Annotated in this window: 15 protein-coding genes; 5 read left to right on the top strand and 10 right to left on the bottom strand. The window is 42.2% G+C overall.

The genetic code is table 11. The annotated features are described in order from the left end of the window. Positions 1 to 31: 31 nt before the first annotated feature. Entirely contained in the window at positions 32 to 646 is a 615-nt protein-coding gene (locus PPIS_RS00730; RefSeq protein ID WP_010370720.1) for a DUF2306 domain-containing protein, read from the top strand. Positions 647 to 710: 64 nt separating this feature from the next. Here the strand turns inward: PPIS_RS00730 and PPIS_RS25590 are convergent, their stop codons facing one another. Beyond that, complete coding sequence (locus PPIS_RS25590; RefSeq protein ID WP_019647403.1) at positions 711 to 842, bottom strand: hypothetical protein; 132 nt, start codon at positions 840 to 842, stop codon at positions 711 to 713. Positions 843 to 894: 52 nt separating this feature from the next. Here PPIS_RS25590 and PPIS_RS00725 point away from each other — a divergent pair, with 52 nt between their 5' ends. Continuing rightward, a complete protein-coding gene (locus tag PPIS_RS00725; protein WP_010370718.1) occupies positions 895 to 1464 on the top strand; it encodes a hypothetical protein in 570 nt (189 codons plus the stop codon). 121 nt (positions 1465 to 1585) lie between these two features. After that, entirely contained in the window at positions 1586 to 2761 is a 1176-nt protein-coding gene (locus PPIS_RS00720; protein WP_010370715.1) for an alpha/beta hydrolase-fold protein, read from the top strand. Here PPIS_RS00720 and PPIS_RS00715 read toward each other — a convergent pair. Beyond that, positions 2753 to 3619 (bottom strand): alpha/beta hydrolase, encoded by an 867-nt coding sequence (locus PPIS_RS00715; protein ID WP_010370711.1) that lies wholly within the window; start codon positions 3617 to 3619, stop codon positions 2753 to 2755. The two genes, PPIS_RS00720 and PPIS_RS00715, sit on opposite strands and share 9 nt — an antisense overlap. Before the next feature lie 407 nt (positions 3620 to 4026). Here PPIS_RS00715 and PPIS_RS00710 point away from each other — a divergent pair, with 407 nt between their 5' ends. Both PPIS_RS00710 and PPIS_RS00705 read left to right on the top strand, forming a co-directional pair. Continuing rightward, positions 4027 to 4767: a hypothetical protein gene (locus PPIS_RS00710; RefSeq protein WP_010370707.1), complete on the top strand. Its 741-nt coding sequence runs from the start codon at positions 4027 to 4029 to the stop codon at positions 4765 to 4767. Between the two features lie 194 nt (positions 4768 to 4961). Then, entirely contained in the window at positions 4962 to 6737 is a 1776-nt protein-coding gene (locus tag PPIS_RS00705) for a sulfatase family protein (RefSeq protein ID WP_010370705.1), read from the top strand. 50 nt (positions 6738 to 6787) lie between these two features. Here the strand turns inward: PPIS_RS00705 and PPIS_RS00700 are convergent, their stop codons facing one another. The 8 genes from PPIS_RS00700 to PPIS_RS00665 form a co-directional block, all read right to left on the bottom strand. Further along, positions 6788 to 7690: a DUF808 family protein gene (locus PPIS_RS00700; RefSeq protein WP_010370701.1), complete on the bottom strand. Its 903-nt coding sequence runs from the start codon at positions 7688 to 7690 to the stop codon at positions 6788 to 6790. Between the two features lie 71 nt (positions 7691 to 7761). Next, on the bottom strand, positions 7762 to 9735 hold the full coding sequence (locus PPIS_RS00695) for a DUF2207 domain-containing protein (RefSeq protein WP_010370697.1): 1974 nt from the start codon (positions 9733 to 9735) through the stop codon (positions 7762 to 7764). A gap of 204 nt (positions 9736 to 9939) precedes the next feature. Then, positions 9940 to 10875 (bottom strand): endonuclease/exonuclease/phosphatase family protein, encoded by a 936-nt coding sequence (locus PPIS_RS00690; RefSeq protein WP_010370694.1) that lies wholly within the window; start codon positions 10873 to 10875, stop codon positions 9940 to 9942. A 12-nt stretch (positions 10876 to 10887) separates the two neighbouring features. Further along, entirely contained in the window at positions 10888 to 11526 is a 639-nt protein-coding gene (locus PPIS_RS00685; RefSeq protein WP_010370692.1) for a DUF1826 domain-containing protein, read from the bottom strand. 23 nt (positions 11527 to 11549) lie between these two features. Next, on the bottom strand, positions 11550 to 11927 hold the full coding sequence (locus PPIS_RS00680; RefSeq protein WP_010370690.1) for a MerC domain-containing protein: 378 nt from the start codon (positions 11925 to 11927) through the stop codon (positions 11550 to 11552). 310 nt (positions 11928 to 12237) lie between these two features. Continuing rightward, complete coding sequence (locus PPIS_RS00675) at positions 12238 to 12423, bottom strand: hypothetical protein (RefSeq protein WP_017217836.1); 186 nt, start codon at positions 12421 to 12423, stop codon at positions 12238 to 12240. A 141-nt stretch (positions 12424 to 12564) separates the two neighbouring features. After that, positions 12565 to 13029, bottom strand: a complete 465-nt coding sequence (locus PPIS_RS00670; protein ID WP_010370688.1) for a hypothetical protein — start codon at positions 13027 to 13029, stop codon at positions 12565 to 12567. Positions 13030 to 13096: 67 nt separating this feature from the next. After that, on the bottom strand, positions 13097 to 14116 hold the full coding sequence (locus tag PPIS_RS00665; RefSeq protein WP_010370686.1) for a PDDEXK family nuclease: 1020 nt from the start codon (positions 14114 to 14116) through the stop codon (positions 13097 to 13099). Positions 14117 to 14304 lie beyond the last annotated feature (188 nt).

Genomic DNA, 14304 nt, shown 5'->3' with positions numbered 1-14304 from the left:
TCAAGTTCATTGATTTATAAGGATAAGTATTTTGTCTTCCCTCAATCTAACCAAAACAACTGGGCTTTTCTTTAGTCCCTTTAGCGTATTGAATGGTGCCGTAAAGAGCTGGATATGTATCGCACTGCTCGGGCAATGGATGTTTGCTGTTTATATCTTAGGCCTATATGCCATCCCGCTTATCGTGGGACTCACAGAGCAAAGTGCAGCGGTTTCACCGGCGAGTGGACACACAAAAGATGCCAAGGTGTTTTTTAGCCATGTTTTACCCGCTGTGATTTTGGCCACCAGCGGTTTATTACAGCTTATTCCTGCGGTGCGAAAACGCTTTCCACGCTTTCACCGCTACAACGGACGCGTATTTTTTATTCTCGGTATTTCGGGCGCACTCACAGGATTATATCTCACTTGGGTAACCGGTCTTAGGCTAAGCGATGTTGGTGCCATTGGGATAACACTCAACGGTATGTTAATTCCCATTGCGATATTTTTTGCTTGGCGCACTGCCATACAAAAAAATATCGCCGCACATCAACGTTATGCCGTACATAGTTTTTTCTTGGTTAATGGGGTGTGGACGTTTCGTCTTTATTTGTTTGGTTGGTACATGGTCAACCAAGCTTCAATGGCAATACCGCAACCTTAGATGGCCCTATCGATATATTTATTTCGTTTGCCTGCTATCTGCTACCAATGGCACTCGCAGAACTCTACTTTTGGGCAAAACGCCAAACCAAAGCCAGCGCACCGGTGTGGATAATCGCGGTGATGATGAGCTTAGGTTTTGTGATCACCGCGATTGGCGTTTGCGCGGCCGCTGTCATGATGTGGTGGCCACGCATTTCAGCCGTCTTTTTTAGTTAAATTACAGTTTAATCAGTTAGGAGTAGAAACATGCTTTCAGTCAAAGCGAACAAAATCAACAAAGGCCTAATTACATCGGCAATCTTGCTCGTGATATTAACGCTGATGTGGCAACATTTAAATGGCGGAATAGTGAGTCACCACTTACTTCACAGATCTGATTTTCCGGCAATATCTAACGCATGGGGAATTATCATAATTCCCGTATTAGCTTGGCTTACTGCACTGCGGCTACATAAAGCAATTGGCACAGAGCGCATTAAAAAAACAGCACCCGTGGTTATTCCTACTGAGTTTTTGGTCGCATTCTTTATGATGTTACTCTTTAGCTTGTTGCAATCAGCCCTTTGGGAGTTCGGTTATCAAAGCCTCACCATGTATACAGCCTTAGGACTTTTGATAGCTGGATTATTTTATCCAATCTACCGCGCAGAATGCATATTGGGACACGTGGTCGGTGCTAGTTTTACCTTTGGTTATGCTATTCCACTGATCGGCATTTTAGTGATGGCAATCGTTTCAGTGTTTTCTCTTTTTTGCTTAAAACCTATCTTTTCTAAATTACTTAAGAAGACACAAACACCAATGAGAATGGAGTAATAGTGACCTTGCAAAGCTCAAGACAACACAAATAATTCCTAGGCGCTGCTATATAACCCGTTCCTTGTCGTTTTGACTCGTGTTAAATTAGCGATGATTTTTAAGCAGGGAACGAGCGGTTATGCAAACTAGGTTAGTTACTCACATTGTTATCGTGGCTATTTTTACATTGCTGTCAGTTGGTAGCGCAGTTGCTAATAACTCAGCAGATCCGAACTCGACACTGCAGCTTTCGTCCGCTTATTTTTCGCAAAAAAGAACGGTTCATATCGTCCTGCCACCAAGCTATGAGCAAGGTAAAACAAGCTATCCAGTGTTATATCTGACTGATGGCCAGAGCAATCTTGAACATACCGCTTCGGCGGCTCGCTTCTTGGCACAACAACATAAAATACCTGAACTTATCATTGTTGCCATCGAAACCAACGAACACCGCACTCGAGATCTGACCCCGTCTTATCACAAAGGCAGCCTTGCGGTACTGGGACATTTTGCAGGTCCAACACGACAGCAAAATCCGGGCGGTGCAAAAATGCTACTGCAATTTATCGACAAAGAACTCATCCCATACGTAGACAAGCATTATCGCACATCAGGCTATCGCGCGTTAGCAGGACACTCATTCGGTGGGCTGTTTGCAACCTATGCGCTACTTGAAAAACCCGATTTATTTAATGGTGTGATGTTGGCAAGTCCAAGCCTTTGGTGGGATAAAGAGCGATTATTAAATGACTTACTGGCAAAAGCGTTAATCAACAAGTGTATCTACATCAGCATGGCAGACGAAAGCGCAATCATAACGCAGCCATTTCAACGTCTTAATGATGCTTGGCGAAAGCCAAATGGCATTGACTTCAAAGCGCAGCACTTTAGCGGCGAAACCCATATGAGTGTCGTCTACCCAAGCTATTATCATGGTCTGCAGCACCTCTTTAACCATTATCAGCCATCCTTGAAGGTAGCTGCTGCCGGTGTTACTCAGCTGGAAAATCATGTCGCCATCGCTAAGTCACTATATGGACTCAAGACTTACCCCTATAGTGCGCTGACTTCGCTCGGGTATGCCGCCCTATTCGAACGTAACTTCACTGCGGCCATCAACCTGTTTAGCTTTGTGAGCCAGCACAACTCAGAGTCTCTCAATGCACTGCAGCAATTGGCGATGGCTTATCAGCAAAAAGGAGATAAGCCATCACTATTAAAGACCTACCAAGCCATGCTTAAGCTTGAAGGGCTAAGTGAAAGCGAACAAAAACATTTGCTCTCTGAAATCAAAGCATTGCAACACTTACATTAACTGATTTTTTCTAAAGTGATGATATTCACTCAACGCAAGTGGCACAGAAACCACTGGGTTTTGTGAATGCCCCGCGCCCTCGCTAATGCTGTGTCCCCAACGCACATTGACAGGCGCATGTTGTTCAAGTGCATCTAATAAACCGTGAAATGCCCCCGTAATGATGTCATTCTCAGCACCGCCGATGGAGAGGTAAATATACTTAGGTTTGCCTTGAACATTGGCTAGGCTTTTTGCGAATTCTTTTACGACAACCGAGTCGTCGTACCACGCAGCAGGACTAAAAGCAAAATAGCCATCAAAAAGCGCTGGTTTAGTCACCATGGTATAAAGTACAAAACTTCCACCAGCAGAGAACCCGCTTAATACACGGTTGTCGTTAATTGAGTAGTTAGCTTCTAAATAGGGTAACAGCTCGCTTTCAACAAATTGCAAAAAACGATCTGCACGACCAAAAATGGCAGGATCATTGTCACTCTCTGGACGGGCCTCAATCGCAACATCTTGTCGAGCATAAGGCGGCACTAAGTCGCGGTTGCGGGTCTCAGTCCAAAATTGATTGGGAATAGACACTAAAATTGCATCTTCTACCCTACCTTGTTCAGCAAGGCTGCTTAGTACCTCATCCCACCGCGCGAGATTAAAGTTGCCGTCGGTGCGAATAATGAGTGGATAACTATGTGCCTTGTCATATTCTTTTGGGAGGCGAATAAAGACCTTTCGATCTTCATTAAGCACTTGTGAAGACAACACTACATCAACATAATCTGAAGTGTAATGAGACTGATACTGGGTAAACTTCCAACCAACAGCTACGCTGGCGATTAAACCTAAGAAAGAAAATAGATATCGCTTCATAAAACTTCCTGTCATTGTTTTTATTATTTCGTACTTTTGAATACTGTTTACTTCATCCTACTGTATATTTTTTAGAAACTAAATCGCAACTGCTATTATATCAGGAAGATAAGCATAACATCATGAAAACACTAAAATTTATGCCAAATCTAAATGTAAGGTTATGTTTTAAAAAATAAATTTTCGCTGTAATGAGGTGTAATGGATAAAATCAGAATCTACCCTACCCTTACGCTGCGCAACAAATTTGCAACCAATTAAGTTCATTTTTTTTACTCGCGCAAATCATGTATCTGCATCAGCAGTACAGCCAGATACTTCTTACACCATTTGAACAATATCTTGTCGCTGTTGTGAGATTTTCCGATTAGATAATGCAAATGGTATCTTTTGAGATGGAGTTCACGATGATGAAAATCTTAGTATCTGCCATTGTTTTGACAACCACAATGTCGAGTTTCAATTCGCTCGCTGCGCCTGAATCTTATGGCGTACTTTTTTTAGACCGCAGTAGTTCAATGAACACGTTACGCCCAGATGGACAAAGCCGATGTTCGTTCTCAAAGCAACAAGCAGTGCAAAAAGTATCAAAGTTCTTTTTAGATGCCACAATTAATGGCCAACAGCTAAATGTGAAAACGTTTGCTAGTGGCGGTCAAATTCAATCCCTAACTAACGGGTTTGTCGGTTTCAATGCGGCAATGATGGCACTCTATCAACTAGATCCAGAAGGGTGCTCAGGGTTAACTGCACTTGCACAAGCTATGTGTGATGGCGCTGATGAGTTAAGAGCAAACTACTCAACAGAAGCCGCTAATGGCGCACTGTTAAGAGTGTATGGTTCTACTGATGGCGGCGAAAATGACAGCCCAGCCTCTAGCTGTGGCGGCTCAAATTGGCAAACGAGCGTAACCTCTAAATACCTGTTTGAGCTACCACCTGTGCAATTCAATGCCACAATCTATACAGGCACAGTGCAAAATATTCTAGCTAATAAAGATAAGATGTATGTATTAGATGTTTCATCTGCATCTCAGTCGGTATCTAGTACCCCTACATTTCAGTTTCTTAAACAGCTGAGTATTGACACTGGCGGTACTTACGAGGAGATCAGCGACTCAGATGGCGGCGACCCAGGCGACTGGTAACTCACCAAATACCAAAACATATATAAAGGCCGATAAGGCCTTTTTCTATTTATCGTAGAGAAAAGACAGAATGTTGTTTTTACACATTATTTAAAATAAAAAAACAATTAAATTACATAAAGCGCAAATATCTAAGGATCTTCAACTACACTCTTCGTGGGCATTTACCCTGTGCAAGTTAAAAGGAGATTGTAATGAAGATTAATGGCAAACAACCGAATTTTCTAATCATTACCACCGATGAAGAGCGTTTTCCTCCGCCCTACGAAAATTCACAAGCAAAAGAGTATCGACTCAAGCACAGTGCGTGCATGGCAGAAATGCGCCGCTGTGGCATGGAATTTATGAACCATAATGCAGCAGCAACGGCATGCGCACCGAGTAGAACATCCATTTACACGGGACAATATCCATCCCTACACGGCGTCAGCCAAACACCTGGAATTGGCAAGTCGTCATTTGATCAAAATATGTTCTGGCTGGCTCCCAATACCGTGCCAACCATGGGCTCTTGGTTTCGCGAAGCGGGTTATCAAACCTATTATCGTGGTAAGTGGCACCTCTCCGATGAGGATATTATCGTGCCGGGGAGTCAGCAAGCGCTGTATAGTAACTCCGAAACCGGAGAGCCTTACCCAGCAAAACAAGCTCTCTATGAGCGCGCAGAGCGCCTAGATAAGTTTGGCTTTAGTCAATGGATAGGTCCTGAACCTCATGGCGCTGCAGAGAACAATTCAGGTACATCTCGAGATCCGGGATTTGCCAATCAAGTTTGTGAAACCCTTAAACAACTTGAAGAAAAGGCACAAAACGGCGACCAAACGCCATTTTTACTGGTTTCTTCATTCGTAAACCCACACGACATTGTATTAATGGGACAAAAAGATTGGTTTTCCAACTTTTATGCCGAAAAAGAAGCCGGTAACCTTCCAAGTGTTGCGCCAGCCCCAAGCCAAAATGAAAGCTTAATGGACAAGCCTAGATGCCAAAAAGACTATCAGCTTATGTACCCGCATATGTATCTACCACAGCCACCAGATGAAACCTATCGACAGTTTTATTACTACCTTATCGCAGAAGTGAACAAGCATATAGAACAGGTATTTAACGCGTTAAAGCAGTCATCTTTTTATGAAAATACGATTGTCGTTTTTACCTCAGATCATGGTGAGCTACTAGGTGCTCACGGCGGTCTACATCAAAAATGGTACACCGCGTATCAAGAAGTATTAAACGTGCCGTTTATTATTTCTAACCCAGTGCTTTTCAATCAACCTAAACAGCTTGATATCACCACATCACATATCGACTTACTGCCTACCCTGCTTGGTCTAGCGGATATAGATATTGAGCAAACTCGTACTCAGCTTGCTAAAGATCACAGTAAAGCACAGCCACTCGTTGGCCGAAACCTAGCCAACGTCATTTTAGGTGAAGCGTCGCCCCGAGAAGAAGCTATTTACTTTATGACCGATGACAACATCGAAGTTGGCAGTGATATGACGAATATGCTTACCGGTAAAGCTTACAATAGTATTATCCAACCGAACCATATTGAAGCTGTGGTAACACAACTACCAGATATCAGCGGTGACACGAAATGGAAGTTTGTACGTTATTTTGATAACGCTAGATTCTATGAGCAAGACCCGAACTTAGTTGATCTTGGTGGTAACGATGAGGCTACCACGCAATCGTCTGTGAGTAATGTCGTTGGCGTTGGCAACTCTGACGGAATAACAACCTCTCAGTTCATTCCCAGTGAATACGAGTGTTATAACTTGAGTGAAGATCCGACGGAAGAGAACAACCTGTTAAGCCCGTTTTGCGAAACGCCATTGGAGGCGCGGATTTTAAAAGCGCTTCAATTTACGCTACGGGAGCAGCGTAAAGCCAAACGTTTATTACCACAAAACCTCAATGAAGCACCGCAAAAGCCAGTCAACCAGCAAGTGCCGATTAGAAGGTAATCGAAAGGCTCTGCAAGTAGCCCTGAAATATACGGGCTACTTGCGATTATTTATGCTTTTTTAAACACTGCCAACAACTGACTTAGCACCGCCGCAATAATGACACCAATCACCGCCCCCAAGCCAAGCTTGGCGATAATATTCAAAAGCCAGCTTATTGCAGGGATCAGCTTTTCAATAGCGTGAACAATTTCTTCGAGTAAGTGGAACTGGTGAGCCAAAATATCAACGCCAACTAAAAGCATTGCCAGCACACCGGCGACCGACAAAAACTTCATCAGACCGTTGGCAAAATAAAGCAGCCCCTTACCCACCCCACGTTTTATCGCCGCAAGTGTAGTCTTACTTGCGTCCTTAATCATGGCTAAACCAATATCATCAAGCTTAACAATCAAGGCCACAATCCCGTAGACCCCGACTGTCAGTGCAAGCCCAATTAACGAAAGGACTATTGCTTGCTTTTCAAAAGGCTGATCAGCAATCGCACCCAGCGCAATAATGATAATTTCCGCCGACAGAACAAAGTCGGTAACAATAGCGCCCTTGATTTTGTCTTTTTCAAACTCGACCAAGTCAACACGCTCATCCTCAAGCGCTTTGACAAACTCATCGGTTTCTTGCTGTTGCTCCTGACGGTGAAAAATAGCGTGGAGAATTTTTTCGCCGCCCTCGAACAGCAAATACAGCGCCCCTAAAATTAGCATAATGGGGATCATAAACGACGCAAAGTAACTGCAAGCCAAAGCAACGGGCACCAAAATAAACTTGTTCAGCAAGGAGCCTTTAAACACCTTCCATACCACTGCAAGCTCCCGATCTGGTTTGATCCCGCCCGATAGTTGCTCTGCGTTGACGGCAAGATCGTCTCCTAACACCGGAGCGGTTTTCGTTGCGGCTAATTTTGTTAGCGCAGCGACATCATCGAGCAAGGCAAGTAAGTTTGCGGATGGCATAGCACACTCCTTTCGTTTAAGTTATTCATCAGGTGCGGTTGTCAAATTACTGCTTACGTTAGCAACAGACCCTAATACGCAATATTTTTATCATAGGCCAAACATGATATTGCAGGCATGACCGCTTCAAGACAACTTAAATGTTGCTTTAATTCTCTCGGCTCGGTAATTTTTTTATACCGGATCCAAGGGATCAAAGGCATAGTGTCGTCCAGCTCAGCTGTTAGGTAGGCCTCATACCCTTTAATCCACTCATTCAACAAACCAAATGCATACGCATAAGGTAACAATGCTTCGTACTCTGCTTTTTCGACCCCTTCAGCGAAGCAGTGCTGACTCTTAAGTTTAATGTATTGATAAAATTGCTGAGACTGCAATACCCAAGCTTTAAATTGCTTGGAGGGCCCGATAAATGAAAAGAAAGCCGCAATAAAACCCAGGTAAAAGAAGTGAAAAACCACACTGGTACCATTCACCAGCTCATCATCACCATCAACACACATCCATAATAAGAATAAATAGGTAGGAATATAAATTAACGCGCGTACAAGCCACATTTCTCGGCTCTTTTTATCTTCGCTGCGATGTTCTATAAACATCTCTACAATAAGCACCGCAATTAATAATATTGAAGTGCACAATAAAACTACAATTAAACTCCCCGCAAACACTTGCCACCCATTGCCAGCACCAACTCCAATCACAACAAAAGAAGCACTTAACCAAAGTAAAATAGGCACAATAAAAGCAAGAAAGTTTACATTATGCTGAGCTTTCCCCACTTCGGCATTATTCACATAATGACATATTGTTTCTGTGAAAGACGTTCTCCCCTCGTTTCCTTTGTTAATAACAAAGCGGTTTTTTATTACTCGTTTTCGCTTGCGTTTTCCACTCGAGCTTTGAACGTCTTGCTGTTGATAAAAGTAACGTTGCAGTTTACCGCTTAACCCAACCGCCTCTGGCTGGCTCGGCGCTTCAGGATTTATCTGAATTTGATCCAGCTTTTTTGGCTCAACATTACTAAATTCATCATTGTTTTTACCCCGTTCGCTAATGGTTAACTGTTTCGCCACTGCAAGCTTTAGCACCTCAGCTAACACATCATTTGCTGTTAGCATGCGCTCGATATTTGCAGCAACCAGCTCTCTCACCAAGCAAATCGGTAAGTCTGGTGGTTGAGTTGAACAAGGATGCGCATCGGCAAGTTTTGGCAATGCGTGGAGGCGCTTACGCGTTTGCCACACAGCCAATGCAAATAATATTAAAAACGGCAAAGCAATAAATAACACTCTAAACGGATACCAAATTTTGCGGTAAAGAAAGTTATCCTTAAACACACCTTTTTCAAACGCGAGGGCGATTTCTCCCTGCGCTTTATCTGCTATCTCAGATTGGCTCTCGAATAGGAGCTGATTGCGTCCATCAACCACCCCATCGCGTATCAAAAACGCATCATTTTTTAGGTGATCGACAAACAATTGGTGCTCCTTCAGCGTCGCAGTTTGAGGATAGAGAATGGAGACGGTAAGCTTTTTTATTTTAAGATTAACATTCGGAAAGAGTGCATAAGTCAATTCATCCAATGCCGGATAAAATCGCATACGGTTTTTTGATTGATATCGCACTTCAAATTGCTGAGCTTGTCCTTGCTTTGGAAGCTGCTCTTTGCTTATTACAAGCGTGACTGCACTTCTATCGTAGTTATACTTCAGTGCATAACGCACTTCTTGCTCGTCGATTTTTACTGAGTCAATGCTGATATCGCTCAGATAGTGTGTACCATCTGGATACCTCACATCCAGCTCAATTGTTTGCGCGAGCCCCTGCCAATCGAAGTTTCCCCCTTGCAATATGCCTTGCTGAGTAACTTGAAGTGCACCAGTTTTATTAATATCGAGCTTAACTTGTAGCTGAGAGAAGTGAGGATCTGCTACCGACGCATCTTTAAATCTCAAATAAGCCTGAGAAGGAACGCTCACAACCAATAAAATGATTGCCAGCAATACACCATAAAGCATGGTAAACCAACAGCGTTTAGTCATCGTTCAAATCCTTTGAATGCAAAGCGCTAAGTCTATGTAACTCAGCTCAATTTGCGCAGCAGACTAAAGCAAATAAGGTCTAATTTCAACACTAAAGTTACCGTTAAAGACGCCGATTTTGCCGATTAGACCTTGATAATATTTGCACATCACCGGTTGAATTTTTGGTTATATACGCTCCCTTTGTTATAACGAACAACCGTCTTAACGCATGCTAATTGACACCGAAATAGCGCAATGATCGCTGAGCATTTTCTCTTCAGACATATCCGCAAAAAAGTGTACGCTGGGGTCGAATTTCACCGTGTTTGCAAGTTTGTTGCTCAGCAATATATGGTCAATCGGCACAGGGTAACGTGGGTGACAACCTGTCAGTGTTTTAGTTGCGTTTACCAAAGGTACAGAAGCATTATTTTGATGCTTGGTTAATTGCTGCCAAAATTGATTGTCGCCATGGCTTAAACGATGATTAAAGTCACCCAACACAATGGTGTTGCTATTTGCATGTTTCTCCAACCAAGATTTAAGTACTGGTAACTGATCTGCCAACAATCGACAGGCCTTTTTATCCGAAGTCGAGTAGTTATCAACAAAACAGCCACTTTTAAGGTGAACATTAAGCACTGAAAGCTCACCAAACTGAGTATCTAAGGCCACAACTAGACCATGTCTTAATCCTTCAACATCCACGCTAAGTTCGCTCACGTTATCCACTTTGCTTGGGACTAGGTTATTTCTAATCGCAAACGCGGTTTTCTGCTGTGTAGACAGATTGCCACTTCCTCTACAGTCGTACGTCGTGCTATTAGCTCGACTTGAAATCAGTAATTGCCATTCACTACTTGGAAAGACCTGCTCTAATGCCTTAACCGATGCGACTTCCTGCAGCGCAATAACGTCTGCATTAAGCCCTTTTGCATAATCGCGCAGCGCGCTTATCTCCTGCTCGTCACGAGGCCTACATCCTGCACTCGATGGATATGCTAAATGCTCCATGTTCCAAGTCGCAATTTTAAGCGGAGCGACGGTTGCTTGGCCGCTTACCGCGGAGGAACCGATATTTGAAGGCTCCGACTGGCATCCCAATAGCGAGAGGCTAAAAATAGCGCTAAATGCAAATGCAGTTAATTTTGTTGTCATAATGAATCCAATCTAGGCGATAAAATCTAACGTCAGTAGCAATCGTTTTTCTCCTATTACTACCGCTGGTGAGCGATGCACTAAGCCACGGCCTTCATTACCATCCCAACGCTCACCTTTTAATAATGCCACATCCCCACAGGCAAGCTGTATTGCGTCTGCTTCCGAGGCCACAGTCAGTTTGTCGCCATCCCTTGATACATGCTGGTTTCTAAGCCACTCACTGCCAGCGCCAGCTAGTGTTGTCACCAGTCGTACAGGTACTTTATCAACATGAAATTTCGGGCACATTGCAGTCTTGAGCATTTTTAACCGAAAACCAACGACGCGAAGTTCAAATAAGCAGCTAAACATATCTACTATTTCAATAATATGCGCCACCATCGCATCGCTAAAATTCAGCCGCTTTAACGGCTCACTAACTTCACAGGTGATATTGCTAGTCGCAATTTGTAGCGCTAATTCTAGCTCTTTTGCTGCTTCTAAGTAGCGACCAAACTCTGCTTTCAAAGCAGGTGATAATGCATGTTGCCAAATCACAATATTGGTGTCGGGCTCATAAATCTTGGTTAACACGGTAGCGTGTTCTGACTGCTGATGATGCACTGAGTCCACCTCAAGCAACGGCTCTAAGGGCATAAGGCTATTCATAGTAACTCCAAATAAGGTTTTATTTAGTGAAAATTGCGACGCAGCGCATAGTTTCGAAGATGAGCGCAGGAGATGAGTATAGAGCCAAGCACTGTGAACAAGGTTTCTCCGCGTTGTTCACCTAAAATAGTTGCTAGCACCAAGAATGTGCAGCCCACTAACCCCAAGCCCACGACAAGACTTGACTTATGCCGCAAATAGCCAAATCCAAGGGCCAATACGCTAATGGGTAGCACGGCTATGAGTAACCATTCGTGAAAAGCTTCATCAGAGAGCGCTAGTAAACCCGCAAAGGGAGGAAGTACAAATAATAAAAAAGGTAATATTAAACAATGGACTAAGCACAGCATAGATAACCCAATTGCTGCCTTGTCTCCAAACGACTGTACTTTTGCGTTCACGCTTTCTCCTTTGTCATGCTCGCCCACAATTGATACAATATAACATACCAATCAAAAAAGAGTAAAACGTTAAAGTCGTACAACAACAAGAGTGTTCGATACAAAGCCCTGAATACAAAAGATGCGTGTATTTAAAGCATCTAGAGAGTCAATCTCTGCTTGTTGTGATTTTTATGGTGTTGTAGCAAATAAACTCAAAAGCACTTTGGAAGGTATTTATAAAAAAGGAATGCACTGAATTACAATTCACAGGTTTGAGATTCAGAACAAACCTATGAATTGATGAGCAACCGCTGACTATGGGGAAAGGTTATGCGTTACACCCCATCGTTTCACACTCTGGATATGCAGATGGACAATGCGTTGTCCCACAAAAATAAAAGTCTGTATAACCTCGATTATAACCACCAGCAATTTGCAAAGTAACATTTTTAGCTATTTGGCTATTATCTTTATTGAGTACTTTCATGTTCCTTTTCTTAAGGCTCAGTTTCATTTTATTTCCTTGATAATCATTGTTTAAAGTTTCTAAAATGGAAACTAGCTAACGACTATACTGGCAGCGGAGAAACAAAAAATCAACATATAAAAACTTACGCATAACTTCCTAACCAATGCCTTGCTCAAAGGCACACTTTTAACCATGATGCCTTCGTATACGCTTAATTAAACCGGATTTATCGAATTCCAATGAGACAATGTTGGTTTTATTGTATTCAATGATTTTGTCTAGATGCGCTGGCTTTACCTTACCAGACTCCGTCATTTTGATAAAAATGACATTTGAGCCAGTCATAACCTCATTGATAGTAATACTGCTGTTAATGACTTCATCTTTAAGCTTTCCGATCATATCTTGCCGGAGTTTTGATTTATCGGTATAAGTGAAATTGTATTTAACGTGTTCGTCAATAAAGCTGTCTGACAACAAAGATAAATAATTTTCAATATCCTCAATCTTACTACTCGGTTGCTGGCGCGCATTTTTAGCTTGGACAAACGCCTTACCCTTTTCAATTAATTGTTCAGGTGTAAATTCGTTCCCAGCTACACTTGAAAACGATACAGCTATCAACATTAACGCAAAGCTTAGTTTTTGCATATCACTCTCTTTTGTATGCCTAACGCGTTAAGCTGCGGCAGCGAAGCAGTCCGGCAGCCTTGACTTATTATGTGCGATGTAAGTAATTGTTAAGCTCCTCGACTAACTCAAGTGCTTCATTTTTTGTTAGATAAGGGACCTTTATAGTTCTAGCCCAAAAGAAACTTTTACCTGTTTTTGAGCTAACTTCTGAAAAAGGCATAGCCAACAGTTTGTTATCTTTCCGGTTCGGAATAGGAGTCAAAAACTCTACATCTCGATACAAAGTTTCACTGTCTGGAGCTTTAACCTCTCCTTTTACTTTTGCTGCAGCTATTAAGCCACACCATTTGTGCGAGAAGAAAACAATATCTCCTACATGAACATGGTGAACAAACCTCTTCGCATCACCATATGCCTCAAGACGGCTATTATCCATCATCGACCAAATAGAATTCTCATCCCAACTACGATTTGTATCAAATAATACACCTTTTACATCACTTGGATTCTTGTGCTTATCATATGGAAGCGCAAAGAATTCAAAGTACTTTTCTCCAGCAAGTTCATAAACTCGATATGGTAGGAAATCAATAGATATACCATTTTTCTTCCAGTAATCGATGGAAGATACTAATGATTCATCGGCTGCACTACCGATAACTAATAGGTGTTGTTTATTATTTATTTCTTTTGGATCTAATTCATGCTCAAGACTAAAAGCCTCTCTGTGAGCTTCAACTAGCGACATTTCGCTTTTGCTATATTCTTTGAACTTTTGTTCTAACTTTTGGTAGCTCCATTGACCAGCGTCTTGCGCATATCTTAGTGCTTGATGGACGGCATCTTTCCCAACTGATGCACGCTTTAATTCAAATATAACTAATTCACCATTTTCATTAAGTGCATATATATCAGCTTCCGCTTGCCATTGTCTTTCCTGAAACACAGGCATCAATCTAGCATCTTCAAACAACACATCTAAGATGCTATTTGCAATTAAGTTTTCTAGATCTTTCTCAAGTTTTCCAAAACTAGAAAAGTCTTTGAACTCTACAGGCTCTAACTTTTCAAAAGCTTCGGCTTGTTCTTCTATTTTGTAGAGCATCTCTGCATTCCTTTGAGTACCTAATAGCTCATTAGCGTGAATTTTTGAATATCTCACTTATCAACAAGTAAAAAACAACAACATTCAAGCTAACTTTATTTATTATTTTTAGTAACCTACCAATCAAACATTGTCATTTCAACATGCAAATCGCCTGCAACAGGCTAGCTGTGAATTATCCAAGCCAT

Source organism: Pseudoalteromonas piscicida (assembly GCF_000238315.3).
Taxonomy (GTDB): Bacteria; Pseudomonadota; Gammaproteobacteria; order Enterobacterales; family Alteromonadaceae; genus Pseudoalteromonas; species Pseudoalteromonas piscicida.
This window is presented reverse-complemented; position numbering and strand designations above follow the sequence as displayed.